A 21786-nucleotide genomic window follows, 5' to 3' on the forward strand; every position below is an offset into this window, starting at 1 on the left:
GGTTATGAGCCCGACGAGCTACCAGACTGCTCCATCCCGCGGCGGCCATTCTACTCAGGGAGAGAGTGTTGTCAATCGGTTTATTGCTTTTAATCGAAAATACTAATCGGCAGGCAAACAAAAAGGCCACTCGTTAGAGTGGCCTTTTCGGAAGGTGGTTGCGGGAGCAGGATTTGAACCTACGACCTTCGGGTTATGAGCCCGACGAGCTACCAGACTGCTCCATCCCGCGGCGGCCATTCTACCGGCAGAAAGCCTTACGTCAACTACTATCTTAAAAAAACTGTTTTCAACTCAGATGGTTAGCCTCAAACAGCTGTTAGACTTCAGCGAGTCCGACCAGACCTGGCAAGGCTTTCGAGGGTGTTGTGCGCAAGATAATCCACGTTGACTGCGACTGCTTCTACGCCGCCATCGAGATGCGTGACGACCCGAGTCTGGCCAATCGTCCGCTGGCGGTGGGGGGCGCGGCGGAGCGGCGTGGGGTTATCGCCACCTGCAATTACGAGGCGCGCGCCTATGGCGTGCGTTCAGCGATGTCCTCGCACCAGGCGCTGAAGCTGTGTCCCGATCTGTTAATCGTCAAGCCGCGCTTCGAGGTGTACCGCGGGGTGTCGCGTGAGATTCACGGCATCTTTCGCCAGTTCACCGACCTGATCGAGCCGTTGTCGCTGGACGAGGCTTATCTGGATGTCAGTGAGGCGCCGCATTTTGCCGGCAGCGCCACGCGCATCGCCCAGGAGATTCGGCGGCGGGTATCGCAGGAGCTGCACATCACCGTGTCCGCCGGTGTGGCGCCGAACAAGTTTCTGGCCAAGATCGCCAGTGACTGGCGCAAGCCCGATGGTTTGTTCGTGATCACGCCTGATCAGGTGGAGGATTTCGTCGCGGCGCTGCCGGTGAGCAAGCTGCATGGTGTCGGCAAGGTCACGGCGGATAAGCTGGCGCGCCTGGGTATCCGTACCTGTCTGGATCTGCGTGACTGGAATCGGCTGGCGCTGGCGCGCGAGTTCGGCAGTTTCGGTGAGCGCCTGTGGAGTTTGGCCTGGGGCATCGACGAGCGGGCGGTGAAGGTCGACAGTCGCAGGCAGTCGCTTAGCGTCGAGCACACCTTCGAGCTGGATCTGCCGGATCTGCAGAGCTGTCTGGACAAGCTGCCGGCGTTGCTCGAAGAGATGCATGGCCGGCTACAACGGCTGGATGCCAGCTATCGACCGGATAAACCCTTCGTCAAGGTGAAGTTCCATGACTTCACCCAGACCACCCTGGAGCAGGCTGGCGCCAGCCGTGACCTGGAGAGCTATCGGCAACTGCTGGCAGTTGCTCATGCGCGGGGCGGCAAGCCAGTGCGCCTGCTCGGTGTCGGCGTGAGATTGCGTGACTTGCGTGGGCAGCAGGAGCAACTGGAGCTGTTTGCCTGAAGGCTGAGCCATTCGCGTAGGGCGGGTGCAACCCGCCGTCGCAACCTGGCGGGGTTCCCCCGCCCTACGAAATACGCGGTGATTTCACTCGGCCCAGAGGCGAATCGGTTTGCCGCTGGCGGGCCAGAGTTGCAGTTGGCCAATGACGTTGAAGTCCCAGCGTTGCACCTGGCCCAGGGCCTCAAGGAAGCGCCGCTCCTGTTCCATCAGCGCCGGTGCGCAGAGCTTGCGCGTGCTCCCCGGCGTCTCGAAACGAATGGCATCGTCTTTGAGGCTGTAGCCGGCGAACCAGTGGTTGCAGCCGGCATTGCCGTGGGCGCGGCCATCGGCGGCGAAGGTGATGGTCAGGTGGCTGCGGTCAATCAGCGGGCGCTCGCCGATCCATTCCACGCGATAGCTGCGTTCGGTTTCCAGTTGCGGGGCATCACTGGCGCAACCGGCCAGTGTGGCGGCGAACAGGGCGAGGGGCAGGGCGCGGTAGATCATCTCAGGCCTCCTGACAGGCACGGCACAGATGGCGGCTGGCATCGTTGCGCCAGCCCAGTTCGGCAATCCGCGCCTCGGCGGCTGGTGCCTGGGCAGCCTTGCCAAGTGCGGCATCGACGGCGAATTCGAAATCCAACTGTTTGCCACAGCCGTCGCAGTTGACCTGCCAATTGTGGATCGCCAGTTCCTTGAACTGCGGGCCCTGGCACACCGCCAGCCATTGGCCGGGCGGGTTGATCAGGTGGCGTACCTTCTCGACCTGCAGGCGCATGTGCAGGTCGCGGCTGCCCTTGAGGGTGACCAGTAGCACATCATGGGCCTGGATCGAGCCGCCGTTGCCAGTGACCTGGTAACGGCCCGGCGCCAGGGCGCGGCATTCGGTAAGGGTGTGTTGCGGGTTGAGCAGGGTGTAACGGAAATCGTGTTCGGCCATGAGTCCTCCGGAGCAGCCGGCATGCTATCACGTGCCGGCTTTTACCTCATTGCTCAGGCGTCCCTCGGTCCAGGCTGCGATGTTGTCCAGCGTGGTCTGGGCGATTGCACCCAGGGCTTCGCGGGTGAGGAAGGCCTGGTGCGCGGTGACGATGACATTGGGGAAGCTCAGCAGCCGAGCGAGGGTGTCGTCCTGCAGGGGGCGGTCGGAGTGATCTTCGAAGAACAGCTCCGACTCTTCCTCGTAGACATCCAGCCCCAGATAGCCGAGCTGGCCACTTTTAAGTGCATCGATCAGCGCGGGTGCATCCACCAGTGCGCCGCGCCCGGTGTTGATCAGCATCGCGCCATGCTTCATGCGGCTCAGGCAGTCGGCATCGATCAGGTGGTAGCTGCTGTCGGTGAGCGGGCAGTGCAGGCTAAGGATGTCACTCTGTGCGATCACTTCGTCGAGTTCGGCCTGGCGCGCGCCCAGTGCTTCGAGATCGCTGAGCGGGAAGGGGTCGTAGATCAGTACCTGGCAGCCGAAGCCTTGCATGATGCGGGCGAAGGCCTGGCCGATCTTGCCGCCGCCCACCACACCGACGGTCTTGCCATAAAGGTCGAAGCCGGTCAGCCCATGCAGGCTGAAGTCACCGTCGCGGGTACGGTTGACGGCGCGATGCAGGCGGCGGTTGAGCGCCATCACCAGCGCAACGGCGTGTTCGGCGACGGCGTGCGGCGAATAGGCCGGTACGCGCACGACCGGCAACTGCAGGCGCTGGGCTGCGCTCAGGTCGACATGGTTGTAGCCGGCCGAGCGCAGGGCGATCAGGCGTGTGCCGCCGGCGGCCAGTTGCTCCAGCACCGGTGCGGACAGGTCGTCGTTGATGAAGGCGCAGACCACCTCATGGCCGGCCGCGAGCAGGGCGCTGTCGAGCGTCAGGCGTGCTTCCTGGAAATGCAGTTGCCAGGCGGTCGGTCGCTCGGCGGCGAGGAAGCTGTCGCGGTCGTAACTTTTGCTGCTGAACAGGCAGATACGCATGGGCTCTATCCTCAGGCGTCTTGCGCCGTAGCCTCGGTCAGGCGGGCGATGGCCGCATCCAGTTCATCCAGTGCGCGTTGAGCTTCCGGGTCATCCTGCTTGAGCAGGGTTTCGCTGCGTTGGCAGGCGGCGCGCAACTGCGGTACGCCGCAATATCGGGTGGCGCCATGCAGACGGTGTACGCGTTCGATCAGTGCGGTGCGCTCCCCGGCGTCGCGGGCCTGGCGTATGGCCTGGCGGTCGCCCGGCAGGCCGGCCAGCAGCATGCTCAGCATGTCGGCGGCCAGATCGGCCTTGCCGGCGGCCAGGCGCAAGCCTTCTTCGGCGTCGAGTACCTTGTTCTGCGTACTGGGCGCCGGCGCGTTTTCTGCCGCCCTCTGCGAGGGCTGGCCGCGCAGTGACAGGCCGGTCCACTTGAGCACGACCTGGGTCAGTTGGCGTTCGCTGATGGGTTTGGTCAGGTAGTCATCCATGCCGCACTGCAGCAGGGTGCGTTTCTCGCTGGCCAGGGCGTGGGCGGTCAGGGCGACGATCGGGGTGGCGCTGCGTCCCTGGCTGCTCTCCCATTGGCGAATCGCCTCGGTGGCCTGGCGGCCGTCCATGCCGGGCATCTGCACGTCCATGAAGACCAGGTCGAAGCTGTCTTGCTGGAAGGCTTCCAGCGCGGCAAAACCACTGTCGACAGCCGTGACCTGCGCGCCGAGATCGTCCAGCAGGGTTTGCACCAGCAGCAGGTTGGCCGGGTTGTCGTCGACGCAGAGGATTTGCGGGCGGCGTCCGCTCGGGCTGCTGGGCGCCGGCTCACTGAGCGGACGGTGCGGGCAGACCAGCTCGACCATGGCCTTGTGCAGCTTGCGGGTGCAGGGCGGTTTGGCTTGCAACTGCAGGTAGGCGTCCGGCAGGGTCTCGTGATAGGCGCCCATCTCGGTGGTCGAGCACAGCGCCAGTGCCTTGCAGCCCATGCGCTCGAGTTCCCAGAGGTGCTGGCTGAGGGCTTGCGGACTGACTTGCTGGATGGTCAGGCCGAGTACCGCCAGGCTCAGGGGTTTGTCGCCCTGTTGGCGTTTGGCGACGGTTTCGAGCAGCAGGGGCAGGCTGTTGAAGCTTTCGACCTCCAGACCACAGTCTTCCAGTTGATGCGCCAGGGCCTGGCGAGCCAGTTCGTGAGTTTCCAGCACCGCCACACGACGACCCTGCAGCGGAGCGCGCGGCAGATCGTCGGCGTCGTCGCGGGCCTTGGGCAGCGTCAGGCTGATCCAGAATTCCGAGCCCTCGCCAGGCGTGCTGTCGACGCCGATCTCGCCGCCCATCTGTTCGATCAGGCGCTTGGAAATGACCAGGCCGAGCCCGGTGCCGCCAGCCTGCCGGCTGAGCGAATTGTCGGCCTGGCTGAAGGCCTGGAACAGCGCGCGCAGGTCTTCGTCGGAGAGGCCGATGCCGGTGTCCATCACGCTGATGCGCAGCTGGGCGCTGTCGCTGCTCTCGTCCTCGACCATGGCGCGCATGACGATGGTGCCTTCGCGGGTGAACTTGATCGCATTGCTCACCAGGTTGGTCAGTACCTGCTTCAGGCGCAGCGGGTCGCCGCGCAGGGCCAGCGGGGTGTCGCGGTAGATCAGGCTGACCAGCTCCAGTTCTTTCTCGTGGGCGGCGGGCGCGAGAATGGTCAGGGTGTCCTGCAGCAGGTCACGCAGGTTGAATGGGATGGACTCGAGCACCAGCTTGCCGGCCTCGATCTTGGAGAAGTCGAGCACCTCGTTGATGATGCCCAGCAGGCTTTCGGCGGACTTTTCGATGGTGCTCAGGTAATCCTGCTGACGTGGGCTGAGCTCGCTCTTCTGCAGCAGGTGGGTGAAGCCGACGATGCCGTTGAGCGGCGTGCGGATCTCATGGCTCATGTTGGCCAGGAATTCGGATTTGATGCGGCTGGCTTCCAGGGCTTCCTTGCGTGCGAAGTCCAGTTCGATGTTCTGGATCTCGATGGTTTCCAGGTTCTGGCGCACGTCTTCGGTGGCTTGCTCGATGCTGTGTTGCAGTTCTTCCTGGGCGTTCTGCAGGGCTTCGGCCATGCGGTTGATGCCCGAGGCCAGTTCGTCCATCTCGTGGCTGCCCAGCGGCGGCAGGCGGGTTTCCAGATTGCCGTCCTTGAGTTGCGCGACACCGGCCTTGATGGCCCGCAGCGGCTCGTTGATGCTGCGGCCCATGCGCAGGGCGAGCAGCGCGGTGACGCCCAGGCCGCCAATGATCAGCAGCAGGCTGGCGAACAGGCTGCGGTAGCCGCTGAGCAGGGTGCCCTGGTGCGACAGCTCCAGCTCTACCCAGCCGAGCAGGCGGGCCGCCCGGTCTTCTTCGAGGTCACCGCTCAAGGCCAGATAGCTGTCGTAGACCGGCAGCAGGAAGCGTGTCGCATCCTGGCCGCTGAGGCGGCTGAGGCCGGTTTCGTCACCTGGCGCCGGGTTGAGCATGCTCGGGCCGGCGTAGGCCAGTGGCGTGCGTTCGGGGGCGAGGAAACTGACGGCGCGCACGTCCGGGTGTTCCAGGGCCTGGCGCGCGATGCGTTCGAGCTTGCCTGCGTCGCCTTGCTGCAGGGCCGGTGCGGCCAGAGGGGCCAGGTGTTCGACCAGCATCTCGCCGCGCTGCAGCAGCTGAGCCTGCAACCCCGACAGTTGCACCCAGGTGAAATAGCCGCCGAGCACCAGGGCCAGCAGTGTCGTGGGTAACAGAGTGAGTAGCAGCACGCGGCCCTTGATGCCTAGTTCCTTGAACACGCTTGACCTCCCTTGGTGACTGGGCGCCAGTGTAGCGATTTGGCGCGGTGGAATCTGTAGGTGAGTGATTCGCATACAGGATGTAGAATCGTTCCCATTTGCTATCAGTTGACCTCAATTCATGATGACCTCTGCCTCCTCTTGTGCTCGGATTCTGGCCGTCGAGGACGACCCCCTGCTGGCCAGCCATCTGCAGGCGCACCTGTGTGACAGCGGATTCGACGTCGTGCTCAGTCATGACGGTGGCGAAGGCCTGCGGCTGGCCGAGAATGAGGACTTCGACCTGATCCTGATGGACATCCTGCTGCCCGGCATCGATGGCCTGGAGGCGCTGCAGCGCTTGCGCCGCCGCCGTAGCGTGCCGGTGCTGCTGATGTCGGCGCTGGGCGACGAGCAGAACCGTATCGCCGGCTTCAGCCAGGGTGCCGATGATTACCTGCCCAAGCCGTTCAGCCTGAACGAGTTGAGCGTAAGGGTGGAGGCCATCCTGCGCCGCGTGGCCTACGAGCGCCGCGAAAAATCACCCGCCAGCGACGACGGCAGCCTGTATTTTGACGAAGGGCGCAGCGATGTCGCACATGGCGGCCGCTGGGTCGGGTTGACGCCCAGCGAGTATCGGGTGCTGGAACTGCTCTGGCGGCATCGCGAGGAGGCCCTGAGCAAGGCCTTCCTCTACCAGCAGGCATTGCGCCGAGCCTATTCGCAGCACGATCGCAGTCTCGACATGCATGTCAGCCATGTCCGTCGCAAGCTGCAGGTCGCCGGCTACGGCGCGGTGCGGGTGGAGACGGTCTGGGGCAAGGGCTACATGCTGGTGCAGGTGAGCGCGTGACGCTGCCGGGCAGGCACTCGCTGCTCTGGCGTCTGACGGGGGCGCTGGCGCTGTTCTGCATGCTGCTGGCCAGCCTCCATGTCGACCTGGGGCGTACTCTGATGGAGGCATCTTCCTATTTGTCGCCATCGAGCCGGCAGGTATTGCGTGGCTACGCTGATGAAGCCGAAACGGCCTGGCGCCAGGACGGCAGTGCTGGTGTCGATGCCTTTCTGCGGCGGCTGAGCGATCGCGATCCGGTCTGGGCTGTCGTCGTCGATCCCGCAAAGACCTCGCTGGCTTCCCGGCCGCTGGATGAAGACGAGCGACAGCGCCTGGACTTCGTGCGCCGCCTGGACTTCCCGGTGGGGCGACCGGGTGGAACGCCCATCTTTTATATACCGTTCAGCGACGGTCAGGGACGTCTGGTGATGGAGCTGCCCTGGCATCTCAGTCCGCGGCGTTACAGCGATCTGTGGAACCTTTTACTGCAGCGTGTACTGCCGGCGTTGCTGGCGATTCTTTTCGGTGTGGTGCTCTATCGAGTGCTGATCGCCCCGCTGGTCGCTTTGCGCCGGCAGGCGGCTGCGCTCAGTGCTGGCGATCTGTCGGCACGTCTGGGCACGACGATGACGCAACGGCGCGACGAACTCGGTGAGTTGGCGCGCACCTTCGATCAGATGGCTGAACGCCTGGATGGGACGGTGGCGTTCCAGCGTCAGTTGCTGCGCAACCTGTCCCATGAGCTGCGCACGCCGTTGGCCCGCCTGCGCGTGGCAGGGGACAGCGAGCAGGATGTAGCGGCGCTGCGCCGGCGTATGGCGCGTGAAGTAGAGGAAATGGAAAAGCTGGTGGGCGATGCGCTGGAGCTGGTCTGGCTGGATACCGAGCGCCCCAGCCTGCCGCTGGAGGAGGTGGACATCGTCCGGCTCTGGGACGTGCTGCGGGAAAACGCCAGCTTCGAGACCGGTTGGCCCATCGAGCGCATGCCCTGTGAGTTGCCGGCCGACTGCCGAGTGCTGGGTAACCTCAATGGCCTGGCGCAGGCGCTGGAAAACATCTTGCGCAATGCCATTCGTCATTCGCCGAAAGCGGGTGTAGTGCGTCTGGCCGGGCGGCGCGAGGGTGGGCAATGGCTGCTGTGGATCGAGGATCAGGGGCCCGGTGTGCCTGAAAGTGAGCTGGACACCATCTTCCAGCCCTTTATCCGGCTCAGTGCGGCTCGGCCGGGCGGTGACGGCTTTGGCCTGGGGCTGGCCATTGCGCGGAGCATGATCGCGACCCAGTCCGGCCAACTCTGGGCGGAGAACGCCAGGCCCGGCTTGCGCCTCAAGCTGCGCCTGCAGGGCGCATGAGGCGATGTCGTCCGCGTCGCCCATGTAATTGGGCTCGGGCACCTGTGCGAGCGTCTCGCTCTCGAAGGCGAGGCGCCATTCATCTACAAGACGTCGTGTCGTGAAACCGATCATGGCGTGATGCGTTCGCAGGTTCGGCGTATCATGACGCCCCTTCGCGTCAGTCTGGATTCGCACATCCCCATGAGCCTGCAATTTCCCACCATCGCCGATTGCATCGGCAACACGCCCCTGGTGCGCCTGCAACGTCTGGCCGGTGAAACCAGCAACACGCTGCTGGTGAAGCTGGAAGGCAACAACCCGGCCGGCTCGGTCAAGGATCGCCCGGCGCTGTCGATGATCAACCGCGCCGAGCTGCGTGGTGCGATTCACCCAGGCGATACTCTGATCGAAGCCACCAGCGGCAATACCGGCATTGCCCTGGCGATGGCGGCGGCGATCAAGGGTTACAAGATGATCCTGATCATGCCCGACAACTCCACCGCCGAGCGCAAGTGGGCGATGACCGCCTATGGCGCCGAGCTGATCCTGGTCAGCAAGGAAGAGGGCATGGAAGGCGCACGTGACCTGGCCGAGCGGCTGCAGGCCGAAGGCCGCGGCAAGGTGCTCGACCAGTTCGCCAATGGCGACAACCCCGAGGCCCATTACACCGGCACCGGCCCGGAAATCTGGCGCCAGACCGGCGGTACCGTCACCCACTTCATCAGTTCCATGGGCACCACCGGCACCATCATGGGCACCTCGCGTTACCTCAAGGAGCAGAATCCGGCGATCCAGATCGTTGGCCTGCAGCCGCAGGAGGGCTCGGCCATTCCCGGCATCCGTCGCTGGCCGCAGGAGTACCTGCCGAAGATCTACCAGGCCGAGCGTGTCGATCAGGTCGTGGACATGAGCCAGGCCGAAGCCGAGCAGGTCATGCGTCGTCTTGCCCGTGAGGAAGGCATCTTCTGCGGGGTTTCTTCCGGTGGTTCGGTGGCAGCCATGCTGCGCCTGTCGCGCCAGGTGGAAAACGCCGTGATGGTGGCGATCATCTGTGACCGTGGCGACCGCTACCTGTCGACCGGCGTTTACGAAGATCCGGCGCACTGATGGCCAGGCGCACCCCGAGCCTGCGTTTTCAGCCCAGCGGTGGCAGTCGCGCGCAGGCAGTGCCGGTTGGCAAGAAGCAGCTGTTGAACATCGAGCGGCAGGCCGGCGACGGCCGTGGCATCGCCTTCGAGGGCGGGCGTACCTGGTTCGTCAGTGGCGCGTTGGCTGGCGAGCAGGTCGAGGCGCGGGTGCTGGGCGCCCGTAGTCAGACCGTCGAGGCGCGTAGCGAACGCATCATCCTTGCCAGCAGCGCGCGCCGCACTGCGCCCTGCGCGCATGCCGACCGTTGCGGAGGCTGCAACCTGCAGCACATGGCGCATGCCGATCAGCTCGCGCTGAAGCAGCACACGCTGGCCGAGCAACTGGATCGCCTCGCGTCGGTGCAGCCCGACGAGTGGGCCGCCGCCCTGGTCGGGCCTGAGTTCGGTTACCGCCGCCGCGCCCGTATCGCCGTGCGCTGGGATGCCAAGGCGCGCCAGCTGCAGGTGGGGTTCCGCGCAGAGGCCAGCCAGGACATCGTCGCCATCGAGCACTGCCCGGTGCTGGTACAGCCCTTGCAGCCTGTACTGCAGGCGTTACCCGAATTGTTGCGACGCCTCGGCAAACCGCAAGCGCTGGGCCATGTCGAGCTGTTCAGCGGCACCCATACGGCGCTGCTGCTGCGCCATACCGCAGCACTGGGCGAGGGCGACCTGGCTCTGCTGCGCGAATTTTGCGCGGCGCATCAGGCGCAGCTCTGGCTGCAAGGCGTGGGCGAACCGCAGGCCGATGGCGACGTGGCGAGCCTGGGTTTTGCGTTACCGCACTGGGCGCTGGAACTGGCTTATCGGCCGGGCGATTTCGTCCAGGTCAATGCGGCGGTCAACGAGGCAATGGTGGCGCAAGCGCTAGACTGGTTGAGTGTGCAGCCCGGCGAGCGGGTGCTGGATCTGTTCTGCGGCCTGGGCAATTTCGCTCTGCCTCTGGCGCGCGAGGGTGCGCAGGTGGTGGCTGTGGAAGGCGTCGCGGCGATGGTCGAGCGGGCGGCTGACAATGCGCGTCGGCACGGCCTGGAAGGCACGCACTTTTTTCGTGCAGACCTGTCCAAGCCGCTGGCTGAAGCGGCCTGGGCGCGCGGCGGGTTCGATGCCATCCTGCTCGACCCGCCGCGTGACGGTGCGCTGGAAGTGGTTCGAGGTATTTCGGCGCTGGGTGCCGGGCGGGTGCTCTATGTATCCTGTAACCCCACCACGCTGGCACGCGATGCGGCCGAACTGGCGACTCAGGGTTACCGTTTGCGCCGCGCCGGTATCCTCGACATGTTCCCGCAGACGGCGCATGTCGAAGCCATGGCGCTGTTCGAGAAGATGTAGCGGTTGTGGTTCGGGGACGTGCAGGACGCGCGTTCTTCAAGTTAATCCGACCGGCTCGGAGAAGGCCGGCGACTGTTCGGTGCAGCGCGTGCGCACCGTAGGGAAGGTAAGACGATGGTTCAGGTGAGAGCGCAACAGCCGATCAACGATGACGGCAGCATCAATCTCGAGGCCTGGCTGGAGCATGTAGCCCGTGTCGATCCGGCACTGGATCGCCAGGCGCTGAAAGAGGCCTGCGAATTTGCCCGTGATGTCGAGCAGCAGGCCAAGACCACCGAGCATCACTGGAGCGAGGGGGCGTCGAGTTTTCGCGCCGGCCTCGACATTGCGGAAATTCTCGCCGACCTCAAGCTCGACCAGGATTCGCTGGTCGCTGCGGTCATCTACCGCGGCGTGCGCGAGGGCAAGATCACCCTGGCCGCCGTGCAGCAAAAGTTCGGCACGGTGGTGGCCAAGCTGATCGAAGGCGTGCTGCGCATGGCCGCGATCAGCGCCAGCGTCAACCCGCGCGAATCGGTGGTGCTGGGCTCGCAGACGCAGGTGGAGAACCTGCGCAAGATGCTGGTGGCCATGGTCGATGACGTGCGCGTGGCGCTGATCAAGCTGGCCGAGCGCACCTGTGCCATCCGTGCGGTCAAGGAAGCCGACGAGGACAAACGCCAGCGTGTGGCGCGTGAGGTATTCGACATCTACGCACCATTGGCTCATCGCCTGGGTATCGGCCACATCAAGTGGGAGCTGGAGGATCTGTCCTTCCGCTACCTGGAGCCAGAGCAGTACAAGCAGATCGCCAAGCTGCTGCACGAACGCCGCCTGGATCGCGAACAGTACATCAACGACGCCATGGCCCATCTGCGCCAGGAGTTGGAAGCCACTGGCATCAAGGCCGACATCAGCGGCCGGGCGAAACACATCTATTCGATCTGGCGCAAGATGCAGCGCAAGGGCCTGCAGTTCAGCCAGATCTACGACGTGCGCGCGGTGCGTGTGCTGGTGCCGGAGGTGCGTGATTGCTACACCACCCTGGGTATCGTGCACACCCTGTGGCGGCACATTCCCAAGGAATTCGACGACTACATCGCCAACCCCAAGGAAAACGGCTACCGCTCGCTGCACACCGCCGTGCTTGGCCCGGAGGGCAAGGTGCTGGAGGTGCAGATTCGCACCACCGCCATGCACGAGGAAGCCGAGCTGGGCGTCTGTGCGCATTGGCGCTACAAGGGCACCGACGTCAAGTCCGGTTCCAACCACTACGAAGAGAAGATTTCCTGGCTGCGTCAGGTCATCGAGTGGCACGAGGAACTGGGCGACATCGGCGGCCTGGCCGAGCAACTGCGTGTCGACATCGAACCCGACCGGGTTTACGTGTTCACTCCGGACGGTCACGCCATCGACCTGCCCAAGGGCGCAACGCCGCTGGACTTCGCCTACCGCGTGCACACCGAGATCGGCCATGGCTGCCGTGGTGCCAAGATCAACGGGCGCATTGTGCCGCTGACCTACAGCCTGCAGACCGGCGAGCAGGTCGAGATCATCACCAACAAGCAGGGTTCGCCGAGCCGCGACTGGCTCAACCCCAACCTGGGTTACGTCACCACCAGCCGTGCGCGGGCGAAGATCGTGCACTGGTTCAAGCTGCAGGATCGCGACCAGAACGTCGCCGCCGGCAAGCAACTGCTCGAACGCGAACTGACGCGCCTGGCGCTGCCCAGCGTGGACTTCGACAAGTTGGCCGAGAAAGCCAACCTGAAGACCGCCGAGGATCTGTTCGCTGCGCTCGGCGCGGGCGACGTGCGTCTTGCTCATGCGGTCAACCTGGCGCAGCAACTGGCCGAGCCGGATCGCGGCAACGAGCAACTGGAGCTGATTCCGCGCAAGGCCCTGGGCTATCGTCCGGGCAAGCGTGGCGACATCCAGATCCAGGGCGTGGGCAACCTGCTGACGCAGATGGCCGGCTGCTGCCAGCCGCTGCCGGGCGACCCCATCGTCGGTTACATCACCCTTGGCCGTGGCGTCACCATTCACCGTCAGGATTGTCCGACCGTGCTGCAACAGGCTGGGCGCGAGCCGGAGCGGATGATTCAGGTGAGCTGGGGGCCGGTACCGGTGCAGACCTACCCGGTGGAAATCGCCATCAAGGCTTACGACCGTTCCGGCCTGCTGCGCGATGTCACCCAGGTGCTGCTCAACGAGAAACTCAACGTGTTGGCAGTCAACACCCGCTCGAACAAGGACGACAACACCGCCTCCATGTCCATCACCGTGGAAATCCCCGGTCTGGATGCGCTGGGTCGCCTGCTCGCGCGTATCAGCCAGTTGCCCAACATCATCGAGGCGCGTCGCCAGCGCGCCAGTTGAACTGCCAGCGGCAAGCTTCAAGCCGCAAGCTGCGAGAAAGCGCATGAGCGCTGCACTTGCAGCTTGTGGCATGCCGCTCAGGAGCTCTTATGTACCAACTCGACGATCTGCTGCACCTGATGGCGCGCCTGCGTGATCCGCAATACGGCTGCCCCTGGGATCTCAAGCAGACCTACGCGACCATCGTGCCCTACACCCTGGAAGAGGCCTACGAAGTCGCCGATGCCATCGAGCGTGACGACTTCGAACACCTGCCGGGCGAGCTGGGTGACCTGCTGTTCCAAGTGGTCTATTACAGCCAGTTGGCGCGAGAGGAAGGGCGTTTCGACTTCGCCCGTGTCGTCGACGCCATCACCGCCAAGCTGGTGCGCCGCCATCCCCATGTATTCCCCGATGGTGACCTGTACGGCGCGCCGGATGCGGCGAAGCTGGAAGAGGCTGCGATCAAGCAGCGTTGGGAAGAACTGAAGGCCGAGGAGCGTGCCGAGAAGGCCGCTGCGCCCGAGCAACTGTCGCTGCTCGATGACGTGCCCAGTGCGCTGCCGGCGCTTTCGCGCGCCGCCAAGCTGCAGAAGCGCGCGGCGCAGGTGGGCTTCGACTGGCCCGAAGCCTTGCCCGTGGTGGACAAGGTGCGCGAAGAGCTGGATGAAGTGCTCGAAGCCATGAGCGAGAACGATGCCGAGGCGGTGGCCGAGGAAATCGGCGATCTGCTGTTCGTTGTCACCAACCTGGCGCGCCACCTCAAGGTCGACCCGGAGGCAGCATTGCGGGCGGCCAACGGCAAATTCGAGCGACGCTTTCGTTTCATCGAGCAGCGGGTGCGTGAAGCGGGCCGCAGCATGGAAGGCTGTTCGCTGGAAGAGCTCGATACCCTCTGGGGCGAAGCGAAGAAGCAGGAAAAGCAGGCGCCCGGCTGTTGAGCGGGCCATGGGCTGGCTTCCGTGCTGGAGCCCTGGCGTCTTAGCCCTTATGCTGGGCACCTTTCATGGTGGCGCCACTGGCGCCGCCCGGTCTGAATCAAGTGTGGGATCGTTAAGTCATGGGTCTTTCCCTGCGCGACCAGCTGCTCAAAGCCGGCCTGGTCAATGAAAAACAGGCCAAACAGGCCGGCAAGCAGCAACAGAAACAACAGCGTCTGGCCAAGAAGGGCCAGGCCGAGCTGGACGACTCCACCCGCCAGGCTGCTCTGCAGGCGCAGGCCGAGAAGGCTGCGCGCGATCAGGAGCTGAACCGCCAGCAGCAGGAAAAAGCCGAGCAGAAGGCGCGCGCCGCACAGGTCAAGCAACTGATCGAGCGCTCCCGCCTGCCCAAGCTGCAAGGCGAGGACTACTACAATTTCGTCGACGACAAGAAGGTCAAGCGCCTGGCGGTCAATGCGCTGATGCGCAACAAGCTGTCCAATGGCTGGTTGGCCATCGTCCGCCATGGCGGTGGCTACGAGGTGATTCCGCGTGAGGCGGCAGTGAAGATCCAGGAGCGCGACCCGTCGCGCATCGTCCTGCTCAACACCCATGTCGAGACGCCGGATGCCGACGATCCCTACGCCGCGTACCAGATTCCCGATGATCTGATGTGGTGAGTGCGCTTTAGCAGTCGAGGCGGTTCAGTAACACGCGGCCAAAGCGGGCGCCGGCATCCTGCGGGGTGATGGCCAGCAGTCGATCCAGGCGCAAGCGCTGCTCGCCGCTGCTGGTCAGCACGTGCAGGTACTCTTCCTTGCTCGCCGTGGTTTCGGTGGTCAGGGCCTGGCCCAGCAGGCTGTTGCCGTCGACCAGTTCGATCAGCAGCCGATAGCGGTGCATGCAGGCGATCTCCAGATGGTCGTAGAGATCGCAGGCCAGCGGTTGATAGTTGTGTTCCATTGCGGCGCCTCCGGGGTTTCCCGAGCTTAGTCCACTGCCATGAAAAAGGCCCGCTGCGCCGAGCGGGCCTTTGTGCGAGTGCGGCGCTTACATCAGTGGCAGGGTGTAGCTGACGATCAGGCGATTTTCGTCCAGGTCGTTGCCGAAGCTGGAGCGTACCGTGGCGTTACGCCATTTGATGCCCAGGTTCTTCAGTGGGCCTTCCTGGATCACGTAGGTGATGTCGGTGTTGCGCTCCCATTCCTTGCCTTCGTCGCGATTGGCGCCCAGGTCGACGTTGTCACCGCTGATATAGCGGGTCATCAGGCTCAGGCCGGGGATGCCGAGACCGGCGAAGTTGTAGTCATAGCGCGCCTGCCAGGAGCGTTCGTCCTTGAAGGCGAAGTCACTGATCTGCACGAAGTTCACCAGGAAGGCGTCGGTACCGTTGATGTAGGCGAACCCGGTGTCGCCGCTCATCTTCTGATAACCCAGGCCGAAGCTGTGGTAGCCCAGGCTGTAGGTGAACATGGCGCCAAGGGCCTTGTTGTCGACGTTGCTGGAGCCATCATCGGTCGAGCGGGCGAAACGCAGGTCGCTCTTCAGCGATTGCTTGTCACCCAGCGGCAATACGTGCACCGCGCTCAGGTAGTGCTGCTTGTAGAAGTTGTCCAGCGCGCCGTAGTGGTAGCTGGTGGTGAGGCTGTCGTTCCACTTGTAGCTGAGGCCGCCGAAGTTGAATTCGTCGCTGGTGGTGCCGCCGCGATAGGTGATGTTGCGTGCACCGCCTGCGCCGGTGCTGGCGTTACGGCTGTTGGTGACGAGCATGACCTCGTGATCGGACGAGTCGCGTTGGTTGACCCGGTTGAGCCGACCCAGATCGACGTTCAGCCCGCTGAGTTCCGCCGAATTCAGCCAGCCGCCCTGGAAACTCTGTGGCAGCAGGCGTGAGTCGTTGGACATGACTACCGGCAGCTTGGGCATCAGTGTGCCGAGCTTGAGCGTGCTGTTGGATACCTTGGCCTTGGCGGTCACGCCGAAATCGCCATAGCTGTCCTGGGCTCGGCCGGTTTCCCGGTCGAGTTGCAGCAGGCCGGTGCCGCTGGTGCCTCGCCCGGAGTCGAGGCGCAGGCCCAGCGTGCCGATGGCATCGACGCCGAAGCCAACGGTGCCTTCGGTGTAGCCGGACTCATAGCGCAGCAGGAAGCCCTGTGCCCACTCTTCGGATTTGCTGCGGTACTCGGTGGGGCTCTTGCCGGTCACTGCGGGCGGGTTGGGTTGGCCTAGATCCTGACGGAAGTCCCGGTTCATGTAGAAATTGCGCAGTTCCAGAGAGGCCTTGCTGTCCCCGATGAAGTCGGCGTGAGCCATGCCGGGCATGGCAAAGCTGGCGCCCAATGTGGCGAAGGCCACGGCGCGGGCGAGGGGCGTCTTGCTCATGGTGTGGGTGTCTCCTCATTATTATTGTCATTGGTCTTTTTGTGACCATTCGGTTACGGCGCATGAAATAAAGCACCTGCATGACGAGGCGACTGTAAGACTTTAGTCGTGCCGCTTTTCCTTCAACCATGCCGAGCGGTCTAGGCGGCACTATCGGCTTCGCGACCGTTGGTCAGCCTCGACTAAAGTCTGCCTCCTGGCTGCCGTTAACCCCGGCAGACCTTCTCTTAGGACTGCCGCCATGAACACTCTGGGCTCACTCAATCCTTCCGCCTCGCGCTTTGCTCAGCTCGGCCAAGCTCAGGCTGCGCGCACGGCCAGTGCCGATGCACAGGCGACGCTGGCCAACCGCCTGGCGGACAAACTGGGCTTGCAACCGGGCGCGCTGAGCGGCAAGCAGGCGGATTACAGCCCCGAGAAGGTGGCCGAGCGGGTTCTCGGCTTCGTCGAGCAGCGTCTGCAGAGCGAGGCTGCCGCTGGAGCCGATCCGGACAAGCTGGGCAAGCTCTTGAGTCAAGCGCGCGAGGGCGTGGAGAAGGGCTTTGCCGATGCGCGCAAGATTCTTGATGGCATGGGCGTGCTGAAAGGTCAGGTCGCCAGCGATGTCGACGCCACCTACGGCAAGATTCAGAACGGGCTCGATGATCTCGGCAAGCGCTTCGGTCAGGAGGCTGCGCCGGCTACCTCCGGGTCGCTGGTTGCGGCGGCGTACAGCGAGCGTTTCAGTGCCCTGGCAGAAACCTTCGACATGCAGGTGACCACGCGCGACGGTGACAAGCTGCGCATCTCCGTGGCGCAGGCTTCGGCGAGTTGGTCGCAGAGCAGCGTGTCGGCCGCCAGTGATGGCCGTAGCAGTGTGGTGTCGGCCAGCAGCCAGTCCGGCAGCTTGCGCATCGGCGGTTGGCAGGTGGATGTCGAGGGAGAACTCGACGACGACGAGGTCAAGGCGCTGGAGAAACTCTTCGGCCAGGTGCAGGAGCTTTCGGACAAGTTCTATGCCGGTGACCTTTCCGGAGCCTTCGACCGCGCCATGTCGCTCAACATGGATGGTGAGCAACTGGCATCCATGTCGCTGCGTCTGACCCAGACCAGTGTGCGTCAGGCAACCGATGCCTATGGCGCAGTGGCGGGGCAGGGCAGCAGTGCCGTCAATGGCGATCTGCAGTCCTATGCACAGAGCCTGCTCGACGCGCTGCGCAGTGCCAGTGATCTGACCGGCAACGCCGGCAGCATGCTGAAGGAGTTGCTCAAGGGAGGCTTCGCCCTCGACGATCGTTTCGATCTGCCGCGCCTGGAAAAGGCGGACGCGCTCAACAACAGCCTGCTCGATGGCCTCTCGTCGCTGTTGCCGGTACAGCCTGACGAGCGCTGATCTGACCGATGTTAGACTGCGCGCCCAGTCAATGCGGAGCTGCGCTCATGACGCCGGAATGCCAACTGCTAGGTACACCAGGTTGCCACCTCTGCGAGGTGGCTGAAGCCGTTCTCATGTCGTTCGTGGAAAATGGTCTGCTGGTCGAGCTGATCGATATTGCCGAGCAGGAGGCGATGGTCGAACGCTATGGCCTGCGCATTCCCGTGTTGCGTCGCTGCGACACTGGTGCGGAGCTGGACTGGCCCTTCGACGGTACGCAGGTGGCCGATTTTCTGCGTTGAGAAAATCCGGGCAATAAAAAACCCGCCGGTTAAGGCGGGTTTTCTGATTTGGTCGGAGAGACAGGATTCGAACCTGCGACCTTCTCGTCCCGAACGAGACGCGCTACCAAGCTGCGCTACACTCCGAATGTGGTGCGTATTCTACTGAAAAACTTTTACCGCACAAGGGGTTAGCCTAAAAATTTTTTAGCGCTATGGCGGCGGATCGTCTCTCGGGCCTGCTTGGCAGGCCCGATCTCCGTACTCAGAGTTCCTTGACGGTTTGCACCTGATCCTTGTTGATCGTGGCGCGCTTGCCATCGAGCTGCTCGAACTCGTAGAAGCCGGAATCCTCGTCATAGGTCGGTTTGTCCACGGTCTGGATCTCGCGGCCATCGGTCAGGGTGATGACCGAGGGCGAAGCGCAGCCGGCGAGGGTGGCGAGACCGAGCGCGAGGAACAGGGCAGGAACGATCCGTTGAGTCATGGTTTGTCTCCTTGGGTGATGCAGTGGTTATACCCTGGCTCTGACGCCGCAAAGTAAGCGGAGTTCCCCGCTATCCCTCGTGAAATCAAAGGTTTTCCAGCGCTTGTGGCGTATTGATATTGGCCAGTCGCGGATCATCGGGTGAGCATTCCAGGGCGATGGGGTGATGCTGGATGAACCAGCGCTGAGGGCTGCGCTCCCCGCGCGCCCAGGCCTGCTCCAGATCATCTTTCAGTCGCGTCGGCAGCAGGCAGAACAGCGGTTCCCAGTATGGCCCCTGGCGTACCACGACAGGATTATCGCCAGCCCTGGCCAGCAGGGCGTCGAGCAGTTGTCGATCTATCCGTGGTGCATCGCATGGCAACACCAGCAGTTGGGGGTGCCTGGCGATGGCCATGCCTGCGCGAATGCCGGCCATGGGGCCCTGAAAGGCCTGGTCGTCGTCCGATACCAGGTGGTCGGCATACGCTGCGTAGCGTTCATGGTTGCGGTTGCAGGAGATGATCAGGTCGTCGCTCAAGGGGCGCACCTGCTCGTGAAGCCAGGCGATCAACGGGCGCCCCTGCCAGTCGAGCAGACCCTTGTCGCGCCCGCCCATGCGCTGCCCGCGGCCACCCGCGAGCAGCAGAACCGAGCAGGGGATAACAGGTGAGGACGGCAGGGGCATGGCTCAGTCTCCGGGGGCGGCCTGTGATATAACTTCGCGCATTGTCTCCCAATTGGAAGCCTGCCATGAACCACAAAGCGGATGCGCTGTTCGTGCCCCTGAACATCGCGGTTCTGACCGTTAGCGATACCCGTACCCTGGAAACCGATACCTCCGGCCAGTTGCTGGTGGATCGACTGAGCGAGGCGGGGCATCACCTTGCCGCGCGCGTGCTGCTCAAGGACGACCTGTACCGCATTCGCGCCCAGGTCGCGACCTGGATCGCCGAGGATGAAGTGCAGGTGGTGGTGATCACCGGTGGCACCGGCTTCACCGGTCGGGACAGCACCCCGGAGGCGGTCGCCTGCCTGCTGGACAAGCAGGTCGATGGTTTTGGCGAGCTGTTCCGGCAGATTTCCGTCGCCGATATCGGCACCTCCACCGTGCAGTCGCGTGCGCTGGCCGGACTGGCCAATGGCACCTTGGTTTGCTGCCTGCCAGGTTCGACCAATGCCTGTCGTACCGCCTGGGACGGTATTCTTGGCGAGCAGCTCGACGCCCGTCATCGCCCCTGCAATTTCGTGCCGCACCTGAAGAAGGCCGCACCCTGCGAGAGCCGCGGATGAGCGGTGGCGCGCAGCCTGGATTGATGCCGTTGGAGCATGCGCAGCAGCGCCTGTTGTCACTGGCCGAATCTTCCCTGATCACGGAAACCGAATGCGTTGCGCTGGCCGAGGCTGACGGACGTGTGCTGGCCGCGCCTCTGGTCGCCACGCTCGACCTGCCGCCCTGGGACAACAGCGCAATGGACGGTTACGCGCTGCGCTTGGCCGATTGGCAGGGCGTTGCCTTGCCCGTCAGTCAGCGCATTCTCGCCGGTTCCGCGCCGCAGCCGCTGGAGCCGGGCAGCTGTGCGCGAATCTTTACCGGGGCTCCGATGCCTGCAGGCGCCGATACGGTGGAAATGCAGGAAAACGTCGAGCTGGATGCAGAAGGGCGTGTGCTCTTTCGCCAGGCGTTGCGCCCTAGGCAGAACGTTCGTGCCCGGGGGCAGGAAACCCAGGTGGGCGAGTGCGTGCTGCCTGCAGGCACGCGCCTTGGCCCCATCGAGCTGGGTTTGGCCGCGTCGCTGGGTGTTGCGACTGTCGAGGTTCGGCGCGCCGTGCGGGTGGCGGTGCTGTCGACGGGGGATGAGCTGGTCGAGCCCGGTCAGCCGCTGGAGGCCGGGCAGATCTACAACAGCAATCGCCGTCTGCTGATTAGCTGGCTGCAGCGGCTCGGATGCGAGGTGGTCGACGGCGGCATCCTACCGGACGACTTGCCGCGAACCCGCGAGGCGCTGGCGGCGCTCAAGGGTGTCGATCTGATTCTCTCCACTGGCGGGGTATCGGTAGGCGAGGCGGACTTTCTCGGTATTGCCCTGCGCGAGGCCGGCGAGCTGACCCTGTGGAAGCTGGCGATCAAGCCGGGCAAGCCGCTCACCTTTGGGCATTACCAAGGTGTGCCGGTGATCGGTCTGCCTGGCAATCCGGCCTCGACCCTGGTGACCTTCGGGCTGCTGGCGCGGCCTTATCTGCTGCGGCGCATGGGTGTGCAGCGGGTCGAGCCGTTGGCCTTCGAGATGCCAGCCGGTTTCATCTGGAGCAAGGCCGGGCAGCGTCGCGAATACCTGCGCGCGCGCATCGAACAGGGGCGTGTGGTGCCCTATGCCAATCAGAGCTCCGGTGTGTTGCGCAGCGCCGCCTGGGCCGAGGGGTTGGCCGAGGTGCTGGAAGGGCGAACCCTGGCTGAAGGTGATCGTCTGCGCTTCATTCCGCTCAGCGAACTGTTGGGCTGAGCGCATGGACGCCGCGCTGCGCGAGGTTGCTACAGCTCTTGCTCGGGCCGAGCGGGTGTTGATCATTACCGGAGCGGGGCTTTCCGCCGACTCCGGGCTGCCGACCTATCGCGGGATTGGCGGCCTCTACAACGGACGCACCGCAGATGGCCTGCCCATCGAGGCGGTGCTGTCCGGGTCGATGCTGCAGCGTGATCCAGCCCTGTGCTGGAAGTACCTCGCTGAACTCGGCGGGGCCTGCCTGAAGGCTGCGCCCAATGCCGGGCATCTGGCCATCGCCGAGTTGCAGCGGCTGATTCCGGGTTGCTGGGTGCTGACCCAGAACATCGATGGCTACCATCGTGCTGCCGGCAGTCCGGTGGAGCGCCTGATCGAGATTCATGGCGAGCTGACGCCTTTGTACTGCCAGTCCTGCGCGGCGCAGGACGACGAGCTGGCTGCGCATTTGCAACGACCGTTGCCGCCGCGCTGCCGCCTATGCGGTGGCATTCTGCGTCCGCCGGTGGTGCTGTTCGAGGAAATGCTGCCCGAGGCGGCCATCGCGACGCTGTATGCCGAGCTGCGCAAGGGCTTCGATGTGGCCCTCAGCGTGGGAACCAGCTCGACCTTTCCTTATATCGTCGAGCCGGTGCTGCGTACGCGTGAGCGTGGAGGGCTGGCGGTGGAGATCAATCCGGGCCTGACACCCTTGAGTGCCGAGGTGGATATCCGCTTGGTGGGGACGGCCTTAGATGTGTTGCCAAAACTACTGAGTCACATTTCTAACGATAGAATTTGCAAATAGCGTTTATAGAGGGCATAGTC

The 21786-nt window shown here is 64.0% G+C and carries 21 protein-coding genes and 2 tRNA genes; 13 read left to right on the top strand and 10 right to left on the bottom strand.

Going from position 1 to position 21786, the window contains the following annotated elements; genetic code table 11:
- Positions 1-155: 155 nt before the first annotated feature.
- Positions 156-232, bottom strand: a tRNA-Met gene (locus tag ACODS1_RS15120).
- A 136-nt stretch (positions 233-368) separates the two neighbouring features.
- On the opposite strand from ACODS1_RS15120, the gene dinB reads away from it, so the two are divergent.
- Complete coding sequence (gene dinB / locus ACODS1_RS15125) at positions 369-1421, top strand: DNA polymerase IV (protein WP_489086302.1); 1053 nt, start codon at positions 369-371, stop codon at positions 1419-1421.
- Positions 1422-1505: 84 nt separating this feature from the next.
- On the opposite strand, the gene ACODS1_RS15130 is transcribed toward dinB, so the two are convergent.
- The 4 genes from ACODS1_RS15130 to ACODS1_RS15145 are packed head-to-tail and all read right to left on the bottom strand — an operon-like array spanning position 1506 to position 6131.
- On the bottom strand, positions 1506-1907 hold the full coding sequence (locus ACODS1_RS15130) for an META domain-containing protein (protein WP_416340121.1): 402 nt from the start codon (positions 1905-1907) through the stop codon (positions 1506-1508).
- 1 nt (position 1908) lies between these two features.
- Entirely contained in the window at positions 1909-2340 is a 432-nt protein-coding gene (locus ACODS1_RS15135) for a hypothetical protein (protein ID WP_489086303.1), read from the bottom strand.
- 27 nt (positions 2341-2367) lie between these two features.
- Positions 2368-3363, bottom strand: coding sequence for a 2-hydroxyacid dehydrogenase (locus ACODS1_RS15140; protein ID WP_489086304.1), 996 nt, complete (start codon positions 3361-3363; stop codon positions 2368-2370).
- 11 nt (positions 3364-3374) lie between these two features.
- Complete coding sequence (locus ACODS1_RS15145) at positions 3375-6131, bottom strand: response regulator (protein WP_489086305.1); 2757 nt, start codon at positions 6129-6131, stop codon at positions 3375-3377.
- Positions 6132-6252: 121 nt separating this feature from the next.
- Here ACODS1_RS15145 and ACODS1_RS15150 point away from each other — a divergent pair, with 121 nt between their 5' ends.
- The 7 genes from ACODS1_RS15150 (at position 6253) to ACODS1_RS15180 (ending at position 14675) form a co-directional block, all read left to right on the top strand.
- Entirely contained in the window at positions 6253-6963 is a 711-nt protein-coding gene (locus ACODS1_RS15150) for a response regulator transcription factor (protein ID WP_489086306.1), read from the top strand.
- Positions 6960-8297, top strand: a complete 1338-nt coding sequence (locus ACODS1_RS15155; RefSeq protein ID WP_489086307.1) for a histidine kinase sensor domain-containing protein — start codon at positions 6960-6962, stop codon at positions 8295-8297. The genes ACODS1_RS15150 and ACODS1_RS15155 overlap by 4 nt, the downstream gene beginning before the upstream one ends.
- Before the next feature lie 183 nt (positions 8298-8480).
- The gene (gene cysM / locus ACODS1_RS15160) at positions 8481-9386 is read left to right on the top strand and encodes a cysteine synthase CysM (protein WP_322979333.1); all 906 of its coding nucleotides are present in this window, start codon (positions 8481-8483) and stop codon (positions 9384-9386) included.
- Positions 9386-10738, top strand: a complete 1353-nt coding sequence (rlmD, locus tag ACODS1_RS15165) for a 23S rRNA (uracil(1939)-C(5))-methyltransferase RlmD (protein ID WP_489086308.1) — start codon at positions 9386-9388, stop codon at positions 10736-10738. The genes cysM and rlmD overlap by 1 nt, the downstream gene beginning before the upstream one ends.
- Before the next feature lie 114 nt (positions 10739-10852).
- Positions 10853-13096, top strand: coding sequence for a GTP diphosphokinase (gene relA, locus ACODS1_RS15170; protein ID WP_322979186.1), 2244 nt, complete (start codon positions 10853-10855; stop codon positions 13094-13096).
- 89 nt (positions 13097-13185) lie between these two features.
- The gene (mazG, locus tag ACODS1_RS15175; protein WP_489086309.1) at positions 13186-14016 is read left to right on the top strand and encodes a nucleoside triphosphate pyrophosphohydrolase; all 831 of its coding nucleotides are present in this window, start codon (positions 13186-13188) and stop codon (positions 14014-14016) included.
- Between the two features lie 119 nt (positions 14017-14135).
- A complete protein-coding gene (locus tag ACODS1_RS15180; RefSeq protein ID WP_322979184.1) occupies positions 14136-14675 on the top strand; it encodes a DUF2058 domain-containing protein in 540 nt (179 codons plus the stop codon).
- A 7-nt stretch (positions 14676-14682) separates the two neighbouring features.
- Here ACODS1_RS15180 and ACODS1_RS15185 read toward each other — a convergent pair whose 3' ends face one another.
- Together ACODS1_RS15185 and ACODS1_RS15190 are read right to left on the bottom strand one after the other, a co-directional pair.
- The gene (locus tag ACODS1_RS15185; RefSeq protein WP_489086310.1) at positions 14683-14958 is read right to left on the bottom strand and encodes a Rho-binding antiterminator; all 276 of its coding nucleotides are present in this window, start codon (positions 14956-14958) and stop codon (positions 14683-14685) included.
- An 87-nt stretch (positions 14959-15045) separates the two neighbouring features.
- Positions 15046-16377, bottom strand: coding sequence for an OprD family porin (locus ACODS1_RS15190; RefSeq protein WP_489086311.1), 1332 nt, complete (start codon positions 16375-16377; stop codon positions 15046-15048).
- Between the two features lie 241 nt (positions 16378-16618).
- Between ACODS1_RS15190 and ACODS1_RS15195 the strand changes: the two genes are divergently transcribed.
- Together ACODS1_RS15195 and ACODS1_RS15200 are read left to right on the top strand one after the other, a co-directional pair.
- A complete protein-coding gene (locus tag ACODS1_RS15195; RefSeq protein WP_489086312.1) occupies positions 16619-17749 on the top strand; it encodes a DUF5610 domain-containing protein in 1131 nt (376 codons plus the stop codon).
- Between the two features lie 47 nt (positions 17750-17796).
- Positions 17797-18033 carry a glutaredoxin family protein gene (locus ACODS1_RS15200; protein ID WP_322979180.1) on the top strand — a complete coding sequence of 79 codons (237 nt, stop codon included), beginning with the start codon at positions 17797-17799 and terminating at the stop codon, positions 18031-18033.
- Between the two features lie 49 nt (positions 18034-18082).
- Here the strand turns inward: ACODS1_RS15200 and ACODS1_RS15205 are convergent.
- The 3 genes from ACODS1_RS15205 to mobA form a co-directional block, all read right to left on the bottom strand.
- Positions 18083-18159, bottom strand: a tRNA-Pro gene (locus ACODS1_RS15205).
- Between the two features lie 118 nt (positions 18160-18277).
- Positions 18278-18499, bottom strand: coding sequence for a YgdI/YgdR family lipoprotein (locus ACODS1_RS15210; RefSeq protein WP_322979101.1), 222 nt, complete (start codon positions 18497-18499; stop codon positions 18278-18280).
- 85 nt (positions 18500-18584) lie between these two features.
- Positions 18585-19166: a molybdenum cofactor guanylyltransferase MobA gene (gene mobA, locus ACODS1_RS15215; RefSeq protein ID WP_489086313.1), complete on the bottom strand. Its 582-nt coding sequence runs from the start codon at positions 19164-19166 to the stop codon at positions 18585-18587.
- 65 nt (positions 19167-19231) lie between these two features.
- Here mobA and moaB point away from each other — a divergent pair, with 65 nt between their 5' ends.
- The 3 genes from moaB to ACODS1_RS15230 are packed head-to-tail and all read left to right on the top strand — an operon-like array spanning position 19232 to position 21766.
- Positions 19232-19771 (top strand): molybdenum cofactor biosynthesis protein B, encoded by a 540-nt coding sequence (moaB, locus tag ACODS1_RS15220; RefSeq protein ID WP_322979099.1) that lies wholly within the window; start codon positions 19232-19234, stop codon positions 19769-19771.
- Positions 19768-20982 carry a molybdopterin molybdotransferase MoeA gene (locus ACODS1_RS15225; RefSeq protein WP_489086314.1) on the top strand — a complete coding sequence of 405 codons (1215 nt, stop codon included), beginning with the start codon at positions 19768-19770 and terminating at the stop codon, positions 20980-20982. The genes moaB and ACODS1_RS15225 overlap by 4 nt, the downstream gene beginning before the upstream one ends.
- Positions 20983-20986: 4 nt before the next feature.
- The gene (locus ACODS1_RS15230) at positions 20987-21766 is read left to right on the top strand and encodes an NAD-dependent deacylase (protein WP_489086315.1); all 780 of its coding nucleotides are present in this window, start codon (positions 20987-20989) and stop codon (positions 21764-21766) included.
- The last annotated feature ends 20 nt before the right edge of the window (positions 21767-21786 follow it).

Source organism: Pseudomonas sp. FG29 (assembly GCF_057809355.1).